18 protein-coding genes and 2 pseudogenes are annotated in these 25278 nt (G+C 64.5%); 1 reads left to right on the top strand and 19 read right to left on the bottom strand.

Translation table 11 applies throughout. The features are described from left to right. Positions 1 to 157 precede the first annotated feature (157 nt). The gene (locus EXU32_RS16160) at positions 158 to 544 is read left to right on the top strand and encodes a heavy metal-responsive transcriptional regulator (protein ID WP_130630829.1); all 387 of its coding nucleotides are present in this window, start codon (positions 158 to 160) and stop codon (positions 542 to 544) included. A 592-nt stretch (positions 545 to 1136) separates the two neighbouring features. Here the strand turns inward: EXU32_RS16160 and EXU32_RS16155 are convergent. The 19 genes and pseudogenes from EXU32_RS16155 to EXU32_RS16065 form a co-directional block, all read right to left on the bottom strand. Further along, entirely contained in the window at positions 1137 to 1895 is a 759-nt protein-coding gene (locus EXU32_RS16155) for a cytochrome c biogenesis CcdA family protein (RefSeq protein ID WP_130630828.1), read from the bottom strand. Further along, positions 1892 to 2347: a TlpA disulfide reductase family protein gene (locus EXU32_RS16150; RefSeq protein ID WP_165399712.1), complete on the bottom strand. Its 456-nt coding sequence runs from the start codon at positions 2345 to 2347 to the stop codon at positions 1892 to 1894. Before EXU32_RS16150 ends, EXU32_RS16155 begins: the two co-directional genes overlap by 4 nt. Positions 2348 to 2629: 282 nt before the next feature. Next, complete coding sequence (locus EXU32_RS16145; RefSeq protein WP_130630826.1) at positions 2630 to 3262, bottom strand: vitamin K epoxide reductase family protein; 633 nt, start codon at positions 3260 to 3262, stop codon at positions 2630 to 2632. After that, positions 3243 to 3449, bottom strand: a pseudogene (locus EXU32_RS16140) (DsbA family protein); the annotation flags it as partial. The gene EXU32_RS16145 and the pseudogene EXU32_RS16140, both read right to left, overlap by 20 nt. Before the next feature lie 69 nt (positions 3450 to 3518). Beyond that, positions 3519 to 4801, bottom strand: a protein-coding gene (locus tag EXU32_RS16135) for an IS3 family transposase (RefSeq protein ID WP_130630825.1) whose coding sequence is annotated in 2 segments (ribosomal slippage) — positions 3519 to 4528 and positions 4528 to 4801 — 1284 coding nt in all. Because the reading frame shifts where the segments join, the coding sequence is not laid out codon by codon here. Between the two features lie 372 nt (positions 4802 to 5173). Next, positions 5174 to 5986, bottom strand: coding sequence for a hypothetical protein (locus tag EXU32_RS16130; protein WP_130630824.1), 813 nt, complete (start codon positions 5984 to 5986; stop codon positions 5174 to 5176). A 450-nt stretch (positions 5987 to 6436) separates the two neighbouring features. Continuing rightward, positions 6437 to 7629, bottom strand: a protein-coding gene (locus EXU32_RS16125) for an IS3 family transposase (protein ID WP_130630823.1) whose coding sequence is annotated in 2 segments (ribosomal slippage) — positions 6437 to 7348 and positions 7351 to 7629 — 1191 coding nt in all. Because the reading frame shifts where the segments join, the coding sequence is not laid out codon by codon here. 233 nt (positions 7630 to 7862) lie between these two features. Then, positions 7863 to 8372, bottom strand: a complete 510-nt coding sequence (locus tag EXU32_RS16120) for a hypothetical protein (protein ID WP_130630822.1) — start codon at positions 8370 to 8372, stop codon at positions 7863 to 7865. A gap of 59 nt (positions 8373 to 8431) precedes the next feature. Beyond that, complete coding sequence (locus EXU32_RS16115) at positions 8432 to 10492, bottom strand: hypothetical protein (RefSeq protein ID WP_130630821.1); 2061 nt, start codon at positions 10490 to 10492, stop codon at positions 8432 to 8434. Between the two features lie 53 nt (positions 10493 to 10545). Continuing rightward, complete coding sequence (locus EXU32_RS16110) at positions 10546 to 10764, bottom strand: hypothetical protein (RefSeq protein WP_130630820.1); 219 nt, start codon at positions 10762 to 10764, stop codon at positions 10546 to 10548. 543 nt (positions 10765 to 11307) lie between these two features. After that, positions 11308 to 12687, bottom strand: coding sequence for an IS1380 family transposase (locus tag EXU32_RS16105; RefSeq protein ID WP_130628214.1), 1380 nt, complete (start codon positions 12685 to 12687; stop codon positions 11308 to 11310). 220 nt (positions 12688 to 12907) lie between these two features. Continuing rightward, the gene (locus EXU32_RS16100) at positions 12908 to 14218 is read right to left on the bottom strand and encodes a hypothetical protein (RefSeq protein ID WP_165399711.1); all 1311 of its coding nucleotides are present in this window, start codon (positions 14216 to 14218) and stop codon (positions 12908 to 12910) included. Positions 14219 to 14299: 81 nt separating this feature from the next. Further along, positions 14300 to 17473 carry a type I restriction endonuclease subunit R gene (locus tag EXU32_RS16095; protein WP_130630818.1) on the bottom strand — a complete coding sequence of 1058 codons (3174 nt, stop codon included), beginning with the start codon at positions 17471 to 17473 and terminating at the stop codon, positions 14300 to 14302. Further along, positions 17473 to 18672, bottom strand: a complete 1200-nt coding sequence (locus tag EXU32_RS16090; protein ID WP_130630817.1) for a restriction endonuclease subunit S — start codon at positions 18670 to 18672, stop codon at positions 17473 to 17475. Before EXU32_RS16090 ends, EXU32_RS16095 begins: the two co-directional genes overlap by 1 nt. Further along, on the bottom strand, positions 18669 to 20414 hold the full coding sequence (locus EXU32_RS16085) for an HsdM family class I SAM-dependent methyltransferase (RefSeq protein ID WP_130630816.1): 1746 nt from the start codon (positions 20412 to 20414) through the stop codon (positions 18669 to 18671). The genes EXU32_RS16090 and EXU32_RS16085 overlap by 4 nt, the downstream gene beginning before the upstream one ends. A gap of 78 nt (positions 20415 to 20492) precedes the next feature. Continuing rightward, a complete protein-coding gene (locus tag EXU32_RS16080) occupies positions 20493 to 21029 on the bottom strand; it encodes a hypothetical protein (RefSeq protein WP_130630815.1) in 537 nt (178 codons plus the stop codon). Continuing rightward, entirely contained in the window at positions 20975 to 22201 is a 1227-nt protein-coding gene (locus EXU32_RS16075) for an ATP-binding protein (protein ID WP_130630814.1), read from the bottom strand. The genes EXU32_RS16080 and EXU32_RS16075 overlap by 55 nt, the downstream gene beginning before the upstream one ends. Before the next feature lie 166 nt (positions 22202 to 22367). Beyond that, positions 22368 to 24581, bottom strand: coding sequence for a replicative DNA helicase (dnaB, locus tag EXU32_RS16070; protein ID WP_130631241.1), 2214 nt, complete (start codon positions 24579 to 24581; stop codon positions 22368 to 22370). Between the two features lie 367 nt (positions 24582 to 24948). Continuing rightward, positions 24949 to 25225 (bottom strand): annotated as a pseudogene (locus EXU32_RS16065) (DUF2277 domain-containing protein). Positions 25226 to 25278 lie beyond the last annotated feature (53 nt).

Genomic DNA, 25278 nt, shown 5'->3' with positions numbered 1-25278 from the left:
TGTCCGCCTAGCCACTATGGTCGCTTGCCCCTCTGCTTCGTGTCCGCAGTCGCCGCTCGTGTGCCCGCTGTCCGATCCGAGCTCGCGTAAGACACACTGGGGGTTCCAGTTAAGGGCAAGGTCAAGGCGAGGAAGTCGAGAACGTGGGGGGGCGGCAGTGCTGATCGGTGAGCTGGCTGCGGTGAGTGATACGACGGCGAAGACGATCCGCTTCTACGAGGCCAATGCCCTGCTCCCCCCGGCTGCGCGTACCGCCGGCGGCTACCGAGACTTCACCCCGAAGAGCATCGCGCGTCTGGACTTCATCCGCCGCGGGCGCGCCGCCAGCCTCACCCTGGCTCAGATCCGCGAGATCCTCCGGATCCGAGACGCTGGCGATGCCCCGTGCCAGCACGTCCGGGGTCTACTCGCCGAGAGGCTGGCCGGCTTGGATACTCAAATCGCCGCCCTGCAGGACCTCCGTGACACTGTGTCCCAGCTGCACGACGGCGTTGCCGCAGGACCCGACAGAAGCGACGCCGTTCGGGTCTGCTGCTTCCTGTGACCGCAGCGGTGCCCTCCTGCGGCACGCCTCAAGAGGATCCTCACCGCACACCGCGACTGGAGAAACTGAGGGCTATAGCAACCAGGGCTCACACCCTTGCCGCGATGAACTTCGGACGATGACAGTTGCCGGCCGCGGCCCTAAAACGAACGACAGTGGGTGGGGATTCCACCCGTGAGACGGGTGATGCCGTAGAGCGCCCGCTCTCGATTTCAGAAGTGGACGGCACGGATTTCAGAAGTCGGATGCACGAACCGCCAGGCTCAAAGCTCCTGCCTCAACAAAGGTTCGATAGCCTGAACTCATGGAGATGGCATGTGCGGATTGTGGATGTGTGGTCCAACGCGGCGTGATCGTGCACGCCTGCGATCGCCATCCAGATTGTTGCTGCCGGGACGTGCCGGTCGCGCAAGTCAGTGACACTGCGGGCGCCTAGCACCCGTCGTGATGGGAGCTCAAGGCGTCGGGCGGTGCGTGGCGGTCGTCGGCGACGAACCGGGAGAGCCCGTAGGCCACGATCCGTCACTGGGACGAGCAGCCCGCGCCACCACTGGGTTCGGAAACGAACATCAGTGGGCCGCGCTCCTTCACATCAGAGGGGCACTTTCCAGTCACTGATGAGTGTGGTTTGCAGCCGCTGGACGATCGAATCCCAGCCGCCGGTTAGCAGGAGTGTCCCGACGATGATCAGCAGGGTTGCGCCGACGACTTGGATCGTGCGTTGGTGTCGTTGCAGCCACGACGAGACCGGGGCCCAGCGCTCGTAGGCCGCGGCGATGAGGATGAAGGGCAGTCCTAGCCCGAGGCAGTAGGCCACGGCGAGAACGACAGCTCGGGTGATCGAGGCGTCGCCGGCGAGGTTGAGCGCGAGGACCGCGGCGAGTGTCGGGCCCATGCAGGGCGCCCAGCCCAGGCCGAAGACGGCCCCGAGGACGGGCGCCCCGGTCAGGCCGGTGGCGGGCTTGATCGGCAGGCGGAAGGTCCGCTGCGAACCGGCGCCGAGGAAGACAAGGGCCATGAGAATCACCACTACGCCACCGATGCGCATCAGCAGCTCTCGGTGCTCCACGAGCGCGCGGCCAGCGGTGGCGACGAACATCGAGGCAAGAACGAAAACGAGGGTGAAGCCGAGGATGAACAGCAGCGCGCCCAAGACCATCCGGCCGCGGCTGCGCTTCTCCAGTGCTACGTCGGACAGGCCGGTGACGTAGCCGAGATAGCCCGGTACGAGGGGCAGCACGCAGGGCGTGGCGAAGGAGACTAGCCCGGCGAGGGCCGCGACGAGCGCCGCAAGAGGCAGAGCCCCACTGGCGACCTGGTCACTGAGCCCGGTCGTGAAGGAGACGATCATCGGCCCCCCTCGGCAAGGGTGTCCTCGATCAAGCCTCGGAGGGTCGACTGCGTGGTCGCTCCGAGGACAACCGCAGCGATACGACCCTGGCGGTCGAGGACAGCGGTGGAGGGCTGGGTGGTCATCTTGCCTTGCATGGCGATCGAGGTGATTCCGGACTTGTCGTAGATCGAGGGCCAGGTGAAGCCCCACGTCTTGGCTTGTGCTCTGCCGGTCGCCACGGAGGACTCTCGGAAGTTGATCCCGACGAGCTGCACGTCCTCCCCCTTCATCTCCTTGTTGAGCGCGACGAGGTGTGGGGCCTCTTTGGCGCAGGGTCCGCACCAGCTGGCCCAGACGTTGACGACGACGACCTTGCCACGGTGATCGGCGCTGTCCCACGTCTGGCCGTCAAGCGTTTCACCAGCCAGTTCAACCGGTTCGCCCCGCTGGGACTCGTCGAAGGCGGTCACGCTGCCGTCCCCGGATCGATAGCCGAGGTCTTGGTCATCCTCGGCGCCGGATGAGGAGCACGCGGCGAGAGCACCGGTGGCAGCGATGGCACCTGCCGCGGTGAGGAGACTTCGGCGGGATGGACGACGTGCGGTCATTCGGGTCTCATGCTCCTGAGGTTGTCGGCGCGTGTGCGTGGATGCGCGGCGAGGTGTCGGGGTCGTCGTTCGTTGGCGCCGGGGTGGCTGGAGAATGCCGCTCGGCCTCTCGGCGTGATTGCGATTCGGTCCACGGGTCAGTGATCACAGGAGCGTGACCCAGTAGTCCCAGAACCTGATAGCGATGAGCACGATGATCACGAGGTACCAGGCGGTCAAGACCGCTGCGCGGTACTCGATGAGCATCGCTACACCGCGGTGTGCGGGCGAAGCGACGGAGCCCCGGTGACGCCGGAGGTTGTGGATGGTGGTGTGCCAGAAGACGGCGATGGTCACGACCCACACGATCATGCAATAGGGGCACAGGGCTCCGATGACGTACAAGCTCTGGAAGATCAGCCAGTGGATGAACACCACCGCGAGGCTCACCACGGCCTGGGTCGCCACCCACAACCATGCACGAAGGCTCGTGGCACTGACCAGGACTGCTCCAAGCATGGCGAGGGCTGCGAACCCGGTGACTCCGATGAGCGGGTTGGGGATACCAAGAGCGTCGGCCTGAGGAGTGACCATGACCGAGCCGCAGGACAGGATTGGGTTGATGCTGCACGAGGGGACGTAGTCCGGGTTCTTGAGCAGCTCGGTCTTCTCGATGAGGAGCACGACAGCGCAGAGCAGCCCGATCAGGCCCCCGACGAGGTACAGCCAGCCCAGTCCACGCGCGTTGACCGCAGCCGCCGGAGTGACAGCGGTCGGGTCAGTCTTCGATTGCGGCATCAAGCTTGGTCTCGAAGTCGGCGATGGTGGTCGGCTCGATCTTTTTGCCGTCGAGGAAGAACGTGGGTGTGCCGGTGACGCCCAGTGTCTGGGCATCCTTCGTGCTCTGCTCGATGCGCTGCGCGGCGGCGGGGTCCTTCAGGCTGGCGCGGTACTGCTTCATGTCCAGCCCCAGCTCCTGGGCGTATCCCTCGAAGGTCTTCTCCTTGGACGACTCAGAGTGGCTCCATGAAGCGACCCAGGTTCTCTGCCGCTCTCATACGGGCTGCGGCTCGGGGTTAAGGGCAGCGTAGTGGGCTTGCTCGTACTCGATGGGTGGGACGTTGCCCAGCGAGCCATGGAGCCGTCGGTTGTTGTACCAGTCGACCCAGCCGGCGGTGGCGTACTCGACGTCGGCGATGCTCTTGTAGGGCCCGTCGTGGAAGACGGTGGTGCGGATGCACTCGGCCTTGTAGAGGCCGTTGATCGTTTCCATCAGCGCGTTGTCGTAGGCGTCGCCGACCGATCCGATCGAGGGCCGGATCTCCTCCAGGGCAAGGTGCGCGGTCAACCGCAGACTCGTATATTGCGACCCGGCGTCCGAGTGGTGGATCAACTCACCGGGCTCGGTGGGGTGCTTCTCGCGGCCACGCTGCCACAGCGCCATCCGCAGCGGGATCATCACCAGATCGGTCTGCTTGGTAGTCGCGGCATGCCAGGCCACGATCCGTTGGGCGTAGACATCGACGATGAACGCGACATACGTGAAGCCAGCCCACGTCCTGACGTAGGTGAAGTCGGTGACCCACACCCGGTTGGGGGCCGGTGCGGTGAAGTCACGATCGAGCAGGTCACCAGCGCGGATGCCGTCCTTGGCAGGGATCGTGGTGCGCACGCCCTTGTCGCGTCGCACGCCGGTCAGGCCAAGGGTGCGCATCGCCCGGTCCACCGCCCCGAACGACGCATCACCGATGACGGTGCGACGCACGCAGGCGGTCATCTTCCGGCGGCCGTAGAGACCCTCCGGGGTCAGCTTGCGCCGGCCGTGCTGGTCGAGGGTCCAGGCGATGTCACGGACCGCGTCCATGACCTGGGCATCGGTCATGGTCCGCGCGGCCACGGCACGGCCACTGGTCTTCCAGCTGCGGTAGGTCCGCGCAGCGATCCGGCAGCCCTGCTCGCGCAGCACCCGGCAGATCGACTCGACCGCGTGGCCCTGGGCCCTCATGGTGTCGATGAATCCCATGATCATCGGTTGCGGGGGTCGAGCTCCCCCGCGAAGAAAGTCGTCGCCGCCTTCAGCACGGCCACGTCCTCGCGCAACCGACGATTCTCCGCCTTCAATCGCTTGATCTCTTGGTGCTCTTGGCTGCTGACGCCTTCGCGACGTCCGGCGTCGATGTCCGCCTGGCTGACCCATCGGCGGACGGACTCCCGCGAGACGCCCAGCTGCTTCGATACCGCGACCATCGCCTCGGTCACCGAGGGGTACTCCTGCTGGTGCTCGGTCACCAACCTGACAGCTCGAGCGCGTAGCTCGGGATCAATCTTCTTCGGCATGTGCTCATCCTCCTGGACTCAAACAGGAGCGGCATCAAACCTGGGGCGCTTCACCAAGCCCCTTGCCTCGCCCCTGATGCACTGCGACTCATAACAAGAACTTTTGAGAACCCATAACGAGAAGTTATTGCTGCAAAGACCTGCCTTCTCTGCAATCTGCGCTGCATCTCGACATCAGATGTCGAGATGCAGCGAAGACTGCGCAGGACACGCGGCCTACTTTGCACAGATCGCGCCCCCAGCGTCGCACGTGCAATCTAGGCGACCCTCGGCTCACCAGTCTCGCCAGAGGGCGCCGGCGGATCCCGGTGACAGCGCATACCCCGTCAGGCTCGATGATGAACTGGGTTTCAGTCCTTTCGTTCACACCTTCTATGGGGCCGCGAGCGTGGCATCGCCCAACTGGGTCAGAGCGAGTTGCGTGAACGAGGCGAGTTGATAGAAGTCGCCGACCCAGTGACCAGGGACGATGTGCTGGTCGGAACTCTTCTCGCCCGGAATCAGGTCCGGCCACGCGTAGCCATGCGCCATCCCAGACCACACGTTCCACATCCACTCGATGTGCTCCTGAAGCTGCTTCTGGATCTGGGGATCGTCAGTTCCATTGGCTGAGTCTCGAGCGAGCGCTTCGGCCATGGTTCGGGCGGTGGACTTGAGCATGGCTCCATCACCCGGCCCGCCCTTGCCGAGGCGATCGATCTCCTCGGTGAAGGGGTCGTCAGCATCGTCCGGGACGCGCTCTGCCTGGAGCCCCTCGAGTTCAGTGAAGTCGCGTGCGCTCTTCACCATCGCCAGGTAGCTCCTCGCCTGCTGACGGGATACCTGACGCGCGTGCTCGACGCGCTCGTCAGCATCCAGCGGACCGAGCACATAGATCACCCGCCCAGTCGACACCAGCGCTGCCCGGGAAAGCGTCGCGACGACGGACGCACGCGGCTCTCCCACTGCCCCGAGGAGGTGGGCCAGGTGCGCCATCGTCGCCATCGAGGTCCGGGCACTCGCTGCGAGGGTGTGGCTGACCCAGATGTCTGCGCCGAGCGCCGCATCGATGCGCGCGATCTCACTCCGTTCGTGGGGTGGCATCACGATTCTTCGCTCTATCGCGTCGAACGTGCCGACGATCGCCACCGCGGCAAGGAGGACCTCATTGGACTCGTCGGTGTTGTTCCCAATACGGCTGCGCATGTTCGTCTTGTCCTCGTAGTCGGCGCGTCATCTCCCGCCTCTTGGGTGAGCGTACGCAACTTGCTCGTCGGACAAGCCCGCTGGTTGCGGACTACGAGCCCAAGACCACGGAGTGGACGCACCGCTTCGCCTCCGAAAGTTCTCCATTCCAGAAGCGAACTTTCGCGAACGGACGGACATCCTGAGCGGCAGCAACACTCCCCGAGTCTGAGATATCCATCTACCAATACCCCCTCAATTACGACCGCTAGCGAACGGGGAAGACGGCCTCCCCTGCGACCGATCCGTGGCTTCCTTCCCACTGGGCGACCGCGCTACACCACTCTATGGGGCTCAACTCGACCGGAGCGCAGGCCAAACGCGCCCGTTGCGCTCCCAACGCCGACACTTCTGTAAGACTGCGGCAGACACGGGACTGCCCAGAGTTGGGTTGACACTCGGGGGTGGTTCTCAGGCCGCGTGTGCGGCCACGTAGATCATCTCAAACTCGACCGGGGTGAGCTTGCCCAGTGCACGCTGGCGACGGCGGCGGTGGTACTTGGTTTCGATCCAGGTGACGATCGCCAGGCGCAGTTCTTCGCGGCTGTCCCAGCGGCGGGTGTCGAGGACGTTCTTCTGCAACAGAGCGAAAAAGCTTTCCATGGCGGCGTTGTCGCCGCTGGATCCCACGCGGCCCATCGAGCCGCGTAGGCCGTTGTTCTTCAACAGCCGCACCACCTTCTTGGAACGGAATTGAGATCCTCGGTCGCTGTGCACGATGGTGGCCTCTGGCGACCGCAGGGCGATCGCGTTGCGCAACGCGGCAGCGGCCAGCCCGGACTTCATCCGTGAGCCGATCGAGTAGCCCACGATCTTGTTGGAGTACACGTCCTTGACCGCACACAGGTAGAGCTTGCCTTCCTTGGTGGGGTGCTCGGAGATGTCGGTCAACCACACCTGGTTCGGGCCGGACGCCGCCCCGACGAAGTCGTGAGTCACCCGGCCCTTGTCGTCGATGCTCGCGAGCAGGTCGTCATGCACGGCCGGCCCAGGCTTGCCGGACTTGCCCCGCCGGCGATGGTGGGAGGCGAACACCCCCGCGATCGAGCACAACCGCCACGCCCGGTTCTCGCTCGCGGCGATGCCGACGTCGGCGAGTTCGTCGCCGATGAACCGGTAGCCGAGAGTGGGGTCGTCGGCGTGGATGTCACGGATCACGTCGATGACATGCGCGTCGTCCCAGTCACGTTGTGACACAGGAGAGTTGACCCACTTGTAGTACCCCTGAGTCGACAGCTTCAGCACCCTGCACGCCACCGCGACCGGCACCCTGACTCGGGCACCGGCCGCGGCCATCTCACGGACGAGCGGGAAGACTATTTTCCCGGCAGGTTCGCCTGCGACAGGTAGGCAGCCGCACGACGCAGAACCTCGTTCTCCTGCTCCAGCAGCCGGTTGCGTTTCTTCAGCTCACGCACCTCAGCCGACTGCCTCTCGGTGACTCCAGGACGGTGTCCGTCCTCGACGTCGGCCTTCTTCAGCCAGTTCGACAGACAACCTTCGGAAATCCCGAAGTCCTTCGCGATCTGCTTCATCGAAGCTTCGCCCTTGCGGGCCACTGCCACGACGTCATCGCGGAACTCCTTGGGATAGGGCTTCGGCATGACAGACATCCTTCCAGCGAAGACGAATCCTCACAGGTCAGGTGTCAACCAAACTCTGGGCAGACCCTATCGCCAGCGCACCCGGGTCTAGTCAGATGCCGTTCATACGCACGGAACCGACGGCCACGAAATATGCACCTCGGCGAAGGGATCCACTTGAGTGCGCGCCGGGAGAACTGGTTCCCGGGATTCTCGGGAAGGTGACCCATTCGCCGCTGGGGATGATGTTAGGCCTACCCGGTTCGAGGGTGCTGTCGACCAGCTCGCCGATGAGCCGGCAGAACCCACCTGGCAGCGCTCGCCTCGAGTTCGCCGAGCTGGCCATGGCGGAGGCCACTGAACGCGACGCTCGTAATGAACTCCCACGTGCCCGCCTTCTCGCGCTGATCGGCAGTGCTCTGGTTGCCGTAGTGCTGGCGGATTCGGTGAAGCAGTGGCCGACCCGTCTGACCCACATACACTGCCTCGCGCCCATCGAAGGCGACATAGACCCGCGGTTCTACACCCTGCGGCCAAAGGACCGGATCCTCGATCTCGCCCCGGCGCACATGCAGCACGTCCAACGGCATCGAGGTCGGCGTGTAGTCCGGCGTCTTGGACAACGTCAGCCATCGGACCCACTGGCCGAGGGCCGGACTGCACTCCTCCCGCGCGACGGCCTCTTGCCACGTCGACACCAGCTGCCGCTGGCCGGCGAACACCAGCGACCTCGACGCGGTAGTGGCCACGGGATCGACCGGCACCAACACACGCTGGCGCCGAGAACGGCCGTGACTCACGGCGATGCCTCGGCTCGTGGCCGTCACTGGAGCTTCCCGATCAGTTTGTTCGCCTGCATCAGCGCATCGTGGAACGCGTCGATGTCCTCCTCGGACAGTCCGGTGGTCGCACCAACTCGATCGTGCAGCCGCCGGACCTCTTCGACGTCCTTCAGCAGGTCCTGAGCCGCGTCCGGGAGCGCGCTGGCGAGGTCCAAGAGCAACTCCTCCTCCGTCTGGCCGCCGTCGCCCGGCTCCTCGTTCTCGGAGTCCTTGTTCGTGGCACGGCCAGGGTCCCCTTGGGCGGCCAAGGTAGCGATCTGCTTTTCGGTCACGCCTACTACGGCCTTGGCCTTATCGCGTTGGATGCGGTCCTCCCGGGCCATATCCAGCGCGGGCAGCCGACTCTTCTCGGCCTTCTGGGCCGGCTTGAAGGTGTTCGCGGCGATGGCCAGAAGGGTCAGCCCCTCCTCGGTCGCGGTCAGCGAACCGATAGTGGTGTTGATCGCTCCCCGGTAATCGAGTTTGCTCTTCGAGCCACCAGAGCCACCGACTACCGCTGTTGTCAGGACCCCATCCGCGAGCAATGCGGTACCGCCGGCAAGCGCCAGCTCGAGCGCGGCAGCCTCGACTTCGTCTTCGTCTGCATCCTTATCGAAAATCAGCTCGACCAAGTCGAGATAATCGGCCGGATGCGTGGGCTCCAAAACTGCGCTACGGAGCTCCGGAAGGACCGGGCCGCCGTAATTCCAAGCCTTCGTCATCGGCTTGTCGGTGCCCCAAGGCTCGCACACCAGCGGAGCGATGTACTCGACCACCTGGTTGAGAGTGAGCCGCTGGTGCCCACCGAACTCGCGCAGGTTCCTCTTAAGCACGTCGTAGGTGGTCTGGCTGCCCAAAACCGCCATGATGCTGACTGCTCGGCGCAGCAGCACCTTCGAATTGTCGACATCATCGTGGGACGGGTGGATCTGCTCGTCAACCACTTCGGGATCGACGCGTCCCGTGCACAGGCCATGGAAGGCGTCCGTGATGTCCCCGTTGTCCAACATCTTGGTCAACGCCCGGACAACCGTGTGCCGCGCCTGATCCTCCGGGGCCCACCCGTCGACGCCCGTGTGAGTGTCCGAGACGACGCCCTGCATGGCCGACTCCATTGCGTGCGGTTCGCCGCTCTCCGTGTGGGTCGCTAGCAGGTACACATCAGCAGGCAGGCTCAAGAACTGCCGGATCGAGATGGCCCGCTCGTCGGGGCCATCCTCGGTCACTCGACCCTCGTAGACCTCGACGTGCTTGTGGTGCTGCCGCTGCATCCGGCGGACCAGATCGTTCGAGCGACTCGACGCCGTCAGGACATTCGTCGGGATCAGCGTCTCCACGATGCTCTTCGCAGCCACTGTCGTGTCCTTGTCCACCAGGTCCAGAACGCCGGCCAGGCACACCGAGAGTCGGCTAATGCCATCACTGGCCATCGGCACCCACTGCTCGGGCGTGCCGTCCTCGAACTGCACCCTCACCATCGATACCGAGATCGGTCGGCGCGTACCCGTCGCCGCGATCTCCAGCGGGCGGCCACGCTTCTTCGCGCGCACCAGCGAGCGGCCGATCGAGTCCGCGCACCACCGCCTCAGGTGTTCCAGGTCTTCGAAGACCAACGTGCGCAGCCCGAGGTGGTCCTCGGCAGCATCGGAATCTTCAATCGGGTCCGGTGCCTGCGTAGGGCGACCGCCAGAGGCGGCACCGCGAGGCTGATCGCCGGGCAGGACCGCGAAGCAAGAGAACACAGTGCGTAGAACGCTGACGTCGGCGATGTCGGTCGACAACATCGTGATGCCTGTCTCGAGGCGATCAACGACCCTCTTGGGGTCCTCAGCGATGCTGCGAGCAAAGGCTCGCACCATGCCTTCAGGAGGGGCGTTGCTAATCAGCCCGGCTGCTTCTGCGCGATCGAACGAACGGAGAAACTGCGCCTCGTGACGTGCCAGCGGGGCATAGGTGGCCGGTTCGGGAGCGAGTCTCTTGACTGCGACCTCTTCACGACCCACGCGGATCGAAACGTCGCTGTCTTGGGTCCACTCAGGCTGCGGGAAGTTGCTGTTACTCATGGGAATGAGCTTTCTGCTGCCGTGTCGACAGGAGGTGCGGCAAGCCGCGAGTCTTACTCCTGCTTCTCGCCCAGGGTCGCGACGGCAGTCAGCGGGCTCGACAGTCTCGTTCTGCTCGACATCCCCTGGGCGGGTGGCGGAACGGTCAGGCGCTGGCATGGGGACCAGCGCCAGATCAGGAACAGACCTTGATTGCCGTTGACCCACATCCGGTGGGGCACGTCGCGCACAAGTTCCAAGCTTTCGCCAACCAGCGCACGCTGGTCATCCATTACGTGAGAGCAGACATACTGTACCGCACTACTCAAACCTTATATGGCACCGCCCGTTGGCGGGACTGCTTCAACATGCGGACAAACGTGGGCAGTCGAGGGAGACATCTAAGCATTGGAACTGCTGCGCCGTCAGGTCAACTCTGCCTATCCAGCCGCGAGCGACGCCGACAGCGCTCCGACGGAACTGAGGTGGACTCCAGTCGGAGGGCTCCCGGTGTGCGATCCTCGCAAGACTGACCCAGGGGGTCGCATGCCTCTCAGCATGTCTTTGTCCTGAGAGGCATGGACCACTCGGAGCCGAGGATGCGCATAACGTCGAGAAGCGCGAGACTGTCCGCGCGCTCCTTGCCTCGCCGCATAGTGCGCTGCAGCGCCATGCCAGCTCTGCGCGCCCCTGAACCCGGATCCACCGTCCGGGTTCTCTTGGCGGCATGAGGGCGGGATTTTCGTGTGGTCCTGGATGAGGGCGTGAGGGGGCCACCGGGCTGTCCGGTTCTTCCACTGCGGGTCCTTGGTCGCGCCCCGGTGGGGGCTGGGTGGTCAGGTCATCGCTGGGCTTGGTGGCCCGCAGGCGGTGGTGAACAGCGCTTCCCAGGCGTCCTGCCAGGGCCAGCCTTGGGGTAGGTGCATGCGTAGGCGTCGGGCGGAGCGGGCCAGCCGGGCCGGGACGGCGATCAGGTGGTTGCGGATGGTGGCGGTGGTGGCCTTGGCGTGGAAGAGCGAGGCCAAGGCTCCGGCGGCGCGCGTGAGGTTGAAAGCGATCGCGGCCAGCACCAGCCAGGCACTGTTGGCCGCGAACGACCCGGAGGGCGCGTGGGCCAGCGGGCCAGATCGTAGGTCGGCGTGGACCTGCTCGATGATGGCGTGAGCGCGGTGGGCGGCCTCCGCTTCGAGCATTCCCAGTGGGGTATCGGTGAACACGCCGTGGTGGCGATAGGTGGCGAACAGTTCGCCCTGCCCGGCGGGCACGGTCTTGGGGTTGAGCCGCTTGACCCGGCGCACGATCAGCCGGGCGGTGATGTGCTCGCTCTTGCGGCGGGAGGTGAACGCGGTGAAGGGAATCTCGGCGACCTCGGCGTCGGAGACCAGGCGTTGTTCCTCCTCGTCCCAGATCGCGTTCGGGTAGTGGATCGGGGTCCACGCCGACTCGGGAATGCTCGAGATCGCCGCGGTCACCGCGGTGTTGTTGCGGGCGGTGACGGAGAACCGGGCGCCGGCCCGGTGGGCTGCGGCGGCCACGTCGTGGCCGTAGTAGGCGCTGTCGGCGCGCACGACCAGCAGCCCGGTGGCCCCGGCGGCGCGGCTGGTGGCCAGCGCGTCGGCGACGAACTTGGCCGCGCCGCGGGCGGAGTTGGTGTTGCCCCGCCGCAGCCGGGTGCCCACGATCATCGGTGCGGCCAGCGGGGTGGAGAGCGTGGCGATCAACGCGTTCAGGCCCTTGACCTTGTTGTAGCCGTACCCGACGCCTTGCTTGGCGTAGCCGTGGGTGGCCTTGATCGTGTCGTCGACATCGAGGTAGGCGATCTGGTCGGCGCCGGCCAGGACCGGCGCGTGCCGGGTCAGGCCGCTCAGGAACCGGGAAGCGATCGCGTCCAGCTGCCGCACGTGCCCGAAGGAGAAGGTCCGCAAGAAGGTCCCCAGCGTCGAGGGAGCCCGTATCCCGGTGAACAGCCGGCCCATCCCGCCGTGGCGCAGCAGGTCCATGTCATCGATGGAGTCGGCGCCGGCGACCATCCCGGCCACCAGTGCCGGGACCTTCAGGTGCGCGTTGGCGCTACCGGGCTTGCTCAAACTCAGGTGCTCGGTGACCAGTGCCGCCAGGCCGGCGCGCTGCGCCAGCGCCATGGTCGGTGCCAGCCCGGCGCACGAGACCAAGTTGGGGTCATCGAAAACCGCGGACAGGTTGTGAGAGGATCGCATCTACCGGATGCCCCTTTTTTGCTCGGTGAACTGGAACCTTTGACAGTCCCAATTCTCCTCGCACGGAGGGGCATTCGCCTGTTCCGACCCGCACGATTCCCTACGTCACCGACACTTCATCGGTGGATCCGGGCTGAATCTGACGCGGACACCTCAACGGTCCCTACGCCAGTGGACCCGACGCCCTCATCCGATCGCCGTCGCGTGGCGAGCGGCGCATTCAAGCGTTCAGACCACGCGCCAGATCCAGCAGACTCTTATAGGAGTAGTAGCCTTCCGGATCGTCATGATCGGTCATGTAATCCTCGTGGAGCCCCTCCGCGAGGTTCTGCCACACATCTTGGGTTCCATCGGTTGCACACGTCTCTCGGTATAGGTTCTGGAGTAGCTCGGGAGTATCCGATGCCTGATAGATCTGGCTATTCGTCCGGATGCAGACGGACGCCCGCTCAAGGTCCTCCGATGAGAGTTGTGGCGCCAACTTCAGAAGACAACGGAGGCGGGTCTCCGCGGCTCGAAACGAGGCGGCTCCCTCGAGAGCGTCGAGCGCTGGACCAACCCATTGCGCACGTTCGACAGATCGCGTTTCGACCAGTCGCTCAAGGTTCACGAACTCCGCTGTCGCCCCGGTTTTGGCGTGGGCATAGGCAGCGGCCACGTCGTCGTCGGCAGGTTCCCCTGCTGCGAACGTTTGGTTGTCAATCAGCATGTCAGGGTCGGCAACTTCGAGCAGGGCAACTACACGTGACTTGGTGCCCGGGCTGATCGTGCTCCAAAGAACCGAAAGATGGCCCAGCGCTCCGACCATACGCAGGAGAACCTCATCAGTTAGCGAGCCAGTTCGCTCCCAAGATGAAACCACCCCGTGAATGCCCTCCCTGACCAAGTCAGGCTGAACTTCATAGATTGCGTGGACGGATGCTCGGCAGCGAGAAGCGACGATCTCGACGCTCATCTTTAGCGCTTCGTCCGTGGGTGGCTGCATCGAGCCCTTGAGCACAAGCTTCGTCAAGTTGATGCACACAGATCGTCTAGTGCCTGAGAGGTATTCCGTACGCAGGTAGTTCGCTAGGTCTCCATCACGTGGCCAAGAACTGGAGTCCACGTCACGCAGGAAATTGTCGAGAGCCTTCCTACCCGAGACTGGGGGTAGGGCGAGCGCACAATCGACGGCTGCTGCCAGATGGCCGCGCACCAGTTCTGCGGTAGGCGCGAACACCTCGCCCGGCTTGACAAATGCAGGGTGTGCGGAGAGGTTCCGGTCCTCATAGAGCCGTTCGAGCTCAACACGCTCTCTGCTTGTCAGGAACTCAAAGCTCGTCTCGCACACTTCAAGGATGGTTCGCTCATGCTGTTGCATCGCAACTGTGTCGCGCTCATCAATGGCCTTGTCAAGCTGCTCGATCTTAACCCTCGCCTCCCCATCGCCCGTATCTGCCAGGTGGCGGATCTTGTTAGTTAGGTCGAGGGCTACCGCAACCCAAGCCTCAACGATTGCCGCGCGGTAGGCACCCGACTGGAAAGCCCTCACTGCCTCCTGAAGGTGGGGTCGTGACAGCGGATCACGCACACTCGTCGCTAATATGTCTAAGTCTCGCATGGTTGCCCGCCTCTAATCTTTCACGTTGCTACTTCGACTGCGTTCCGAATAGCTTCTGACCGGTTGATGATTCGCGGTCTCGTAGAACGCATCTGCCAGCGCCACGACGACCCCGTGCGCCCCGGGCCCGTCGCTGAAGAAGTAGTCCGCCATGGTGTTGTGCGCGTCCTGGTTCTCAACGACCGCCTCGGTGACGGCGGACTGGAAGTCCTGTGACTCTATGAACTGCTTCTTCGTGTTCACCCTCGTCTGCGCCACGAGATCGGGGTAGGCCATGAGCCGCTCCACGAGCCCCAGCACGAACTCCCGAATCTGCGACTCCGCAAACGACTCAGCCCCGAAGAGGTCGTTCATCTTGTCGATGACGACCTGGAGCGCGACGTACTTCGGGTCCTTCTTCGCGCCAGTGCCGGCGGCGCTGATGCCCTTCAACTCGCCATCACCAGTGAGGGAGATGTCGACTGCCGCGCCTTTGCTGTGCTTGACCCCGACGAGCACCACGTCGGACAAGTCGACCTCAGCGGCCCACGACTCGTCCTTGATGACCCGCTCGAGCAGCCGCAGGAAGATCGAGAGCATCTCCATGTACGGGTCGCCGTAGTCGACGATCTGGCTCATGAAGTCATACAGCCGCACGTACGTGGAGACGTCCTTGCGGAAGAGGTCGAGCTCGTTGAGCAGGACCTTGTCGTCGGTCTCGAGTGCCTTCTCGTAGCGCTTGGCAAATGCCCGCTTCGCCGGGCCTACCGCGGCGGACAGGGCGTTGTTGCCCTTGCGTGTCACCCACAGCTCAGCGGCCTTGCGGACTTGGTCCTCGTCGTAGATCCCTGACTGTGCGAGTTTCGTGGCCAGGTGCGCCACGACGTAGGGGTCGGTCTCGGTCTCCAGGGTCGCGCCCTTGAAGTACGGCTCGAACGAGGTCCGGATGTCTTCCGGCTCGTTGATGAAGTCGATGACGAAGGTCTTGCGCTTCTGCTCCCCACCCGCTGCCCGGTGGGTGCGGTTCAACCGCGACAACGTCTGCACCGCCGTCACGCCAGCCAGGCGCTTGTCGACGTACATCGCCGACAGCAGCGGCTGGTCGAAGCCGGTCTGAAACTTGTTGGCGACCGTCATGATCTTGTACGTCTCACCCTTGAACGCCGCCGCCAAGTCACTCCCGGCGCCGGGGTTCATGTTCGCTTCGGTGAACTCGTCGTCCTTCGAGGGCATCGGACCCCACTCAACTGCCCACACCTCGTTCTCAGCCATCGTCACCCCACCGGAGAAGGCGACCAGCGTCCCGTAGCTGTACGACGCGTCCTCGGCCGTCCGCTTGGCGATGTATGCCTCGATCGCCAGCTTGTACTTCACCGCGGACTTGCGCGAGTCAGTCACCACCATCGCCTTGGCCTTGCCCTCGAGCAGATGAGCGACGTTGGCATGGAAGTGCTCGACGATGATCTGGACCTTCTGGCTGATGTTCGTCGGGTGCAACTGCACCCACCGCATCAACCCCTTGCGCGCAGCGCCCTCCTCAACCTCCCCGTCCCCCGTGCTGGTCGCCTTCCCGGCGATCTTCAGCGCGGTGTCATAGGACTGATAGCCCTTAAGCACATCGAGGATGTACCCCTCCTCGATGGCCTGCTTCATCGAGTACAGGTGGAACTCCACCGGCCTACCATCGGCGCCCTTGCGCCCGAAGAGCTCCAGCGTCTTGTTCTTCGGCGTCGCGGTGAACGCGAGGTAGGAGATGTTCGGCGACTCGGCTCGTTCGCTCATCTCCGCGGCCAGGACCGACTCGACGTCGACCTGCCCGCCTTCCTCGATGTCCTTGACCTCCTCGGCGGTGAGGACCGCCTTCAGCTTCGAGGAGACCTGCCCGGACTGCGAGGAGTGCGCCTCGTCGGCGATGACCGCGAACTTGCGGCCCTTCAGCGCCGAGTCGGCGCGGATCTCATCAAGCGCGTACGGGAAGGTCTGCACCGTCACCGCGATGATCAGCTCACCGTTCTTCAACGCGGTCGCCAGCAGGTTCGACTTCGACTTCGCGCCCGCCTTGCGCACATCCTCCGGGCTGATCGTTGCCACGATCTTGCCGCTGCCATCGATCTGCCGGATCGCGTCCTGCAGCTGCCCGTCGAGCACCGTTCGGTCCACGACCACGATGACCGAGTCGAAGACCTTCTTGTCATCGATGTGCAGCCGCGCCAGCCGGTGCGCCGTCCACGCGATGGTGTTCGTCTTGCCCGACCCCGCGGAGTGCTCGATCAGGTACCGCTCACCGACGCCCTCTTCTTCGATGGCGGCGGCGATGTTGGTGACGGCCTCCCACTGGTGGAAGCGAGGGAAGAGCATCGACGTGCGACGAAGGGAGGTCCCCGTCGCCACGTCCCACTCCTCCTTGGTCTCCACGATCATCAGCCGGCCGATGATGTTGAGCCAGGCGTGCTTCTCCCACACCCGCTCCCACAGGTACGCCGTGGCCGACTTCCCGTCCGCCGCGGGCGGGTTGCCGGCCCCGCCATCGTCATCGCCGGTGTTGAAGGGGAGGAAGTGCGTCTTCTCGCCCTCGAGCCGCGTGGTCATCGCGGCCAAGTCGTTGGAGACCGCGAAGTGCACCAATGCCCGGTGCCCGAACGACAGCAGCGGCTCCACCCGGCCGTTGGTAACCGGGCTGCGGTCTTTCTTGTACTGGTTGATCGCCTCGTCCAGCGACTGGGTGAAGTCCGTCTTCAGCTCGACCGTGCCCACCGGCAGTCCGTTGACGAAGAACACCAAGTCGATGCTGCGCTGATCCGCGGTGGAGAAGTGCACCTGCCGCATCACCCGCACCCGCATCGCCTCGTACTGCTCGACGGTCGTCGCGTTCAGCGAGGTCTCGGGACGGAACTGGGCCATCTTCAACCGGCCACCCCCGATGTACTGCACCCCGTTGCGCAGGATGTTCAACGTCCCGCCGCCATGCTCCAGCGGCTTGTCCAGGGCAATTGTGAGCACGTCGAGGAACTTCGCCTGCGACCCCGCCGCCTTCAATGCTTTTGCGTACGGGCCGGGTTGAGTTTCCTTCAGCCACGCGAACAGGTCTTCCGGGAACAGCGCCCGCTCCCGGTCATACCCGGTGTCATTCTCGGCATAGAGCCAGCCGTGCGCCTCGAGGTGCGCGCAGATCTCCGACTCGAAGACCACCTCGTTGTGGGCCGCCATCACGCTACCTCTCGCACGTCGATCTGCCCCGTGACCGCAGCCGTGATCAGCGCCGCCCGTCGCTCCCGCGACAACTCGATGAACCGCTCCGACTCGGCGATCAACACATCGATCTTCTTGATCGCGGCTGCAGACCTAGCGACGATCTCCGCTTGCATCGCGCGGTCCGGTATCGGGATCTCGACCTGCTGGACGACTTTGGTGTTAAGTCGGGCACGAGTGGCGCCGCGCGCCAGCAACATGATCTGAGACCCAGTCTGAGGTGCAGACATGACCCAGGCCAGGTACTGAGGGCTGACCATGTCATTGGGTCGAAGCCGATAGCAATCAGCTTTGACGATCGCAGCTCCCAGGTCAGGGACCACCGCTGCACGCCCCAGCGGCATCCGGTCGTCGCCAAGTCCGGCTACTACGACGTCCCCCGCAACGACCGCGTGCGCTTCCAACTCATCCGCGTACTCAATCGGGATAAACGCTGAGTCATGGTCTTTGAACTCGTTGATCCCAACGTTCCCCAGGCGAATCACCCGCGCACCTTCATCGGTGTAGTGGGCAGACGTCAGGGAAGATCCGAATGGACCGTCAACTATCGAGGAGATGACGCGCTTAACGGGTAGAAGCACTCCGGCGCCACTTGCCGCGTCTACATCGGTGTCCCACGTGGAGTCACGACGCTCGAGGAGCATCTCGATCAGGCGCCGCTGCTCCATGATGAGCGTGTCGATGCGGGCGGTCTCGCGGTCGAGGTAGGCGGCGATGGCACGCTGCTCGTCGACTGGCGGAACAGGTGCGCGCACGACCTTCATCATCGGTTTCGTGATGTGCGTCATCGCGGAGCCGTGCATGAAGCCCTCGAAGCGTGCAACGCTCCAAGTCAGCGCATACGCTAGCCAACGCTTGTCGACGCCTGACGCAGGATCGACGCGAAACAGGTGCTGGTTGAGGAATGCATTGCCTCGGGTCCAAAAGCCCACCGACAAGGAGCCGGACCACGAGAAGATCAAGTCGCCGTCCGAAATTTGGTACTTCGGCTCCAAGTCCCCATCGTAGTGGTCGAAGCTGGCGGCGGGATCGTTCAGTTGGCGGATTCTGACAATGGGAGTGCCGGTATCCCCAAGCTGGTGCGGCTTAAACGGATACCCGTTCTCGAAATTCGCCAGAGCGGCTATCGGCCGCTCGCTCCAACCCAGTCGCGTCATCCCTCTACCTCGCGCAGCAGTTGAAGGATCTTGGCGACCTGCTGCTCGAGGTCGGCGTCGATCTCAGCGAGGGGCCGAGGAGGCACATACGTGTAGAAGTGGCGGGTGAAGGGGATTTCGTAGCCGACCTTTGTCTTCTCGTGGTCGATCCACGCATCGGGAACGTGGGGGGCCACCTCGGCGTCGAAGTAGGCCAGAACGACCTCGTTCTTACCCGCGACCCCAGCGGTGGAGCCGCCGTAGGTAAAGGGCACGTTCTCGGTGTCGCGCTTCTTGGAGTCGGGCTTGGGCTTGCCCTTGCGGTCGGTGACGGGCTCCCCTTCGTCATCCAACTTGGGCCGCTCGACGGTGATGGTCCAGTACCCGAAGTCGTCGTTGCTCAGCACCTTGGAGTGCTCGGCGTCAGCGTCCTTGAAGTCGTCGTAAAGCTTGACGACCTTCGCGCGGTCCTCGTCGCTGATCTCGCGGTTCTTCGAGCCGAGGGTCTTGCGCATCTTCGTCCAGTACGACGTGCCGTCGATGAGCTGGACTTTGCCCTTGCGGTCGGGGTGCTTGGAGTTGTCGAGGATCCAGATGTAGGTCGCGATGCCGGTGTTGAAGAACATGTTGGTCGGCAGCGCCACGATCGCCTCGACCAGGTCGTTCTCCAGCAGGTAGCGGCGGATCTCCGAAGGGCCCGAGCCCGCGCCACCGTTGAAGAGCGGGGAGCCGTTCATGACGATGCCGACCCGGCCACCACCGTCCTGCGGGTCGCGCATCTTGTGCGCCAAGTGGAGCAGGAAGAGCATCTGCCCATCAGAGGTGGACGGCAGGCCTGGCGCGAAACGGCCATAGGGGCCAGCGCTGTCCTTCTCTTCCTTGATGGTCTTGGCGTACTGCTTCCAGTCCACGCCGTAGGGCGGGTTGGACATGCAGAAGTCGAACTGGCGGTTCGCGAAGGCGTCATCGGTCAGGGTGTTGCCGAAGGCGATGTTGGTCGGGTCGTTGCCCTTGGCGAGCATGTCCGACTTGCAGATCGCGTAGGACTGCGGGTTGTACTCCTGCCCGAAGAGGCTGAGTCGCGCGTCGGGGTTCTGCGCCAGCAAGTGTTCCTGAGCGAGCGACAGCATCCCTCCGGTTCCCGCGGTGGGGTCGTACAGCGACCGGACGATCCCCGGCTCAGACAGGCCGGCGTCTTCCTCGGCGAAGAGCAGGTCCACGAGCAGCTTGATCGCGTCGCGGGGCGTGTAGTGGTCTCCGGAGGTCTCGTTCGCGGCCTCGTTGAACTTGCGGATGATGTACTCGAACGCGTCGCCCATGTCCGAGTTGGACACCCGGCTCGGGTGCAGGTCGATCACAGCGAAGGACTTGACGACCTCGCGCAGCAGCTCGGCCTTCTCGAGCGCGAGGATCTCCTTTTTGAAGTCGAAGTACTCGAAGACGTCGACCTCCGGTGAGAACCGGTCGATGTAGTCGTTGAGGTTGTCCGTCAGGCCGTCGGCGTCCTTGAGCAGGTTGGCGAAGGAGTAGTTCGAGGTGTTGTAGAAGGTCCGCCCGGTGGCTTTCTTGACCTCAACCTTGAGCCGGTTGGGGTTGTCGAACTTGGCCGCCAGCTCCCGGACAGTCGCTCGGTCGGGCTCGAGGATGCAGTCCAGGCGCCGCAAGATCGTCAGCGGGAGGATCACGTTGCCGTACTGGTTCGGCCGGTACGGCCCTCGCAGCTGGTCAGCGATCGACCAGATGAAGCTTCCGAGCGTGCTCAACAGGACCCCTCGCGGCAAGACGACGATTGTCTGCGTCATCCTGCCGCAGGTCCATCCGCAATTGGGACAGAGCCCTCGTCAGCTGAGAGTTGGGTCCCCGGCCACCGGCACCCGTAGGTACTTGCGATCCCGGCTCGTCGGGGGGGCCGTAGCCGAAATCTGCCCGTGCTGAATGAGCCTGCGCAGTATCGGGCGCAAGCTGCTCGGTGTCTTGTCGAGTTCCTCCGCCAGCTCATTGATGCTCATCGGCACAACGGCAGACAGCGCACCGAAGACCCGCGCCTCAGCAGGCCGCATCTGCGGCCCATCGCTCCAGAGTTCGTAACGTTCAGCCTCTGCCTGCCGGAGGAGCCCTCTTCCGGCGAGGTCGCCCAATAGCTCTCGTGCATCATCAGAATCAACCCGAAGCAGCTCGCGGAGCGATGAGACGCTCACACTCCCTTCGCGGCGCGCGATGATCAACGCAGCATCGTCGCGATCACTCAATGGTTCCGAACTGAGCCTGGCCAACCAAGCTCGCAGAGCGGGAATCTCGGCGCCGTGGCGCCGCAACTCGACCGTCACCTGATCCGGCGACACCTTGAAGCGGGGACGGTCGAGCGCGTGGGCCTCCATCTCATGCACCATGAGTGCAACCCGCCGCCCTGCCCCTCGACAGTGACACCCACGCTCTCCGCCACGGGGACGTTCTGCAGCAGCTGCATCAACGTCTGGTTTCGGCAGCGCGAGTTCCCATCGTCCAAGTTGTCGAGCGTCTTGCCACCCCATAGCCCCCCTGGGTTGGTAACTGTCACCCGGTTGGGGTAGACGTCCACGGTGATCGGCTGCCCCTGAAAGAGGTCGTGATACTCGCGATGAACGGCGGCGTTTGCGATCGCTTCGCGCAGTACCTCGCGCGGAATCTCTAGGCGGTCTTTGCGCGCCGAACCCTCGACAGTCGAATACGTCCGGAGGTTCCTCGCCGTGGCATCCACGGCTTGGTCGATCGCTTCTACGAGTGGCCCCTCGCACTGCACTCGGTCGAGGAATCTCACTCGCTCACCCGGCGCAGACTTCTCGTTGGCAGGATGCACCGAGACGTCGATGAGGAGACGCGGAAGGTACTGCTGTGGATACTTCCCGAGCGCCAGAAGCCCCGCGAGACGCACCTCTTGATCGCCAGTCATGACATTGAGTCGAGCCAGTTGCGCATCCAGCGCAACAACACCGCGCAGGGCCTTGGACGTCTTCCGTCGCGCCACAAGAGCCTCGACCAAGTTCTCGTCGAGGTCAGCGATGGATGCCTCCCCCACAGGCCTACGGTCGGCGTCTTGAGGGGTGAGCGCCATCTGCATCTCGAAGATCTCGGGTGCTGTGAGCTTGATGTCCTTGTCATCAACGCGCTTATAGCTCCCGCCTTGGACGCCCTTCGACCGTATGTAGCAAGGCTTGTCGCCTAGGTCGTTCTCCGCGATGTCGACGAGGAGGACTGGCGCTCCATCCACCTCTCCTCTAGTAATGGAGTACGCGGGAGGGCTCGCCAGCAGACCAGTTCCTCCACCATCCCCGACGCCCTCGACGAACTGGTCACAGACTCGATCGGCATCGAACCCATCAGCCGGGGCGAAGCCCCCGCCCTGATCAAGCCCGAGGATCAGGAGCCCACCGGTCGTGTTGGCAAAGGCACTCACGGTGTCCCACACGGCGGAGCCCAGGGCCGATGCACACGCCTTGACCTCCACCGAGGCGTCGTCGTTTCGCTGCGCTCGAATGCGTCGGACGATTTGGTCCAGTTCGTCAGGGGCCATGTGCCAGCACCTTCGTTCGCGTCAGTGCACCTCAGTGAACTTCACTGAGGTCCTCACTCTACATTTCGCACCCTCAGTGAAGTTCACTGTCGTGCACTGAGCGACCAGGCAGTGCGCCGAGAGCTCACCGAGACCTACGGCCACAAGGCGAGAGTTCAATTTCTAATCAGAACCCGCCCGAGTCCTTCGCCAGGTTCGAGAACCGCGCGTAGTGCCCCTGGAAGCCGAGCACGATGTCGGCGGTGGGGCCGTTGCGGTGCTTGGCGACGATGACGTCGGCCTCCCCTTCGCGCTCCGAGCCTGGGTCTCGGTCGCGGTGGAGCAGGATCACGATGTCGGCATCCTGCTCGATGGAGCCTGACTCACGAAGGTCGCTCATGGCCGGACGCTTGTCGGTGCGCTGCTCAGGACCACGGTTCAGCTGGCTGATCGCGATGACCGGGACCTGCAGCTCCTTGGCCAGCAACTTCAGCGCACGGGAGAACTCGGAGACCTCCTGCTGGCGGGACTCCACCTTTTTGCCCGAGCTCATCAGCTGCAGGTAGTCGATGACGATGAGCTTGAGGTTGTGCTGCTGCTTCAGCCGCCGTGCCTTGGCGCGGATCTCCATGAGCGACAGGTTGGGCGAGTCGTCGATGTAGAGCGGGCTGTCGCTGATCCGGCCGACGACGCGGGAGAGCTTGCGCCAGTCCGGATCGCTCATCTTCCCTCGCCGCAGGTGCTGCAGCTGGATGCTCGCCTCCGCCGCGAGCACACGCATGGTGATCTCGCTGCGGCTCATCTCGAGGGAGAAGATCGCGCTCGGCATCTGGTGGTGGATCGCCGCCGCACGGGCGATGTCCACACCCAGGGTCGAGTTGTGGGTCGGGATCATCGATCGGCCAGCGAGGTAGAGGTGGGCAGCGTTGTCGACCTCGACGCACCGCACGGGGACCGACGCGACCCGACGGACATCGACGATGGTCCGGGCACGCACGGCCCCGCGACGCTCCTTGTGAGCCACCGCCCGGTCGACAACGCGGAAGACGTCCGCGTCCGCGACGAAGGTCAAGACATGAGGAGTCGAGGACTCCACTCGATGGCCAAGACCCACGACGAGCTCGGCAAGCTCCTCGCCACCACCGGCAACGGTGACGCGACCCTCGTCGTCCACCGAGCCGCCCACGTCGAGCACGCCGGACAAGAGCGCCCTGCGCTGCGGCTTCCCCGCGCGAAGGTAGGTGGGGTCGATCCTCGCGCCACTGTCGTGATTCATCACGTGAGTCACGACCGGAGGGGTGGAACCCCCTTCGTCCTCTGCCTCGAGATGCATCCGCACCTCCGGCGACAGCTCGTCCTCGCCGGTCCATGCCAGACCCAGCCGAACCCCCATGGCATACGGGGCAAGCGGCAGGTCGGTGTCGGCGAGCTCCAGCGGCTGCGTCAGGGCCACCTCGTGCACCTGGTCCAGCGTGGCCGCGAGCTGCTCGGTCGTGCGCACGGCCCCCGTGGTCTGCCACTGGTGCTGAGCATCCGCCACGATCACGGACCCGTCAGAGAACTCGACCTCGTAGCAGGGCCGCTCAGCCATGACCTCGGTCGCTGCCACCACTCGCGTCGGGCGCCCCGAGGCATCGATGAGCTCGTCGCCGACCGCGACCTCGCCCATCGTGGTCCAACCGGTGGGCGTCGGCAGTGGCGTGTCCAGCGCGAGCGCCTTACCCACTGCCGGTCGAGCTGCGATGACGACCATCTGCCCCGGGTGCAGGCCGTGCGTCAGCTCGTCGAGATCGGTGAAGCCCGTGGGCACACCCGTCAGCTCGTCGGTGCGCGCGGCTGCGACCTCGATCTCGGTCATCGTCTCGTTGAGCGTGTCCCACAGCGGGGCGTAGTCCTCGCCGCCGCGCTTCTCCGCGACCCCGTAGACCTCGGCCTGCGCAGAGTTGACGATCTCCTCGACGTCACCGCCGCCCTGGGCATAACCCATCTGGACGATCTTGGTCCCGGCCTCGACCAGCCGCCGCAGCACGGCCCGCTCGGCGACGATCTGCGCGTAGTACCCGGCGTTGGCCGCGGTCGGCACCGACTGGATCAGGTCGTGGAGATAGGCCTGCCCACCCGCGCGCTGCAGGTTGCCGCGCTTGCTGAGCTCATCGGCGATCGTGATCGCGTCGGCTGGCTCGCCCCGGCTGTAGAGGTCGATGATCGCGTCGAAGATGACCTCGTGCGAGGGCCGGTAGAAGTCGTGCCCCCGCACCGTCTCGCCGACATCGGCGATCGCGTCCTTGCTCAGCAGCATGCCGCCGAGGACCGACTGCTCGGCGTTGAGGTCCTGGGGCGGGAGACGATCGGACGGCGGTCCCGACGAGTACGAGCCCGGGTCCCCGTAGCCCGTGTCCATCTCGGTCGTCGTCACCCGCGTGCCCTCCGTCAGTCCTCTGCGACCCCGGCGAAGGGGGGTCCGCACGCCCCCGCGAAGGAGACGTCAGAGCAGAGTCGCACTCCGCACCGACAACGACAAACGGGCCTGTGGACAAGGATGTGGACAGGCTGTGGACGACGCGCCATGGCACTGTGCACAGCCAGTGGACAACCCTGTGGATCCCGCCGTCACACAGGTCACAGCACCCACTCTGACCTGCACAAACGCAATCGCGCAGATGTGGACCCGAAAAAACCTATCCGCAGATCATCCACAGGCACGACACGCCGAAAATCCTTCGGCGACACGCCCGGAGGACATATTTGCCCCCTCCGCGCAAGTCCAGTCAGCCCGTTTTTCCGTAACGAATCCTGGCGCGCTCCTTGGCCTTCTCCGCCTCGACCGCACGGTCCTTGGGCGGGGCATTGGTGGTCAGGTGCGAGAGCAGGTGCTGGGTCACCTGGGCGATCTCCTCGACCGCCTCGTCGAAGGCGGCCTGGTTGGCCTGGCTCGGCTTGGTCGACCCGCTCACCTTGCGCACGTACTGCAGCGCGGCAGCGCGCACCTCGTCGCTCGTGGCCGGGGGGGTCGAAGTTGTGCAGCTGTCTGATGTTTCGGCACATGCGACCAGTCTCCTCTCGACCACCGACGGGCGGCACCCCCTTCGCCCCTCAAA

This window comes from Janibacter limosus (genome assembly GCF_004295485.1).
Classification (GTDB): Bacteria; Actinomycetota; Actinomycetes; order Actinomycetales; family Dermatophilaceae; genus Janibacter; species Janibacter limosus_A.
Note: the sequence above shows the minus strand (reverse complement) of the source record. Positions and strands in the feature narration are given on the sequence as shown.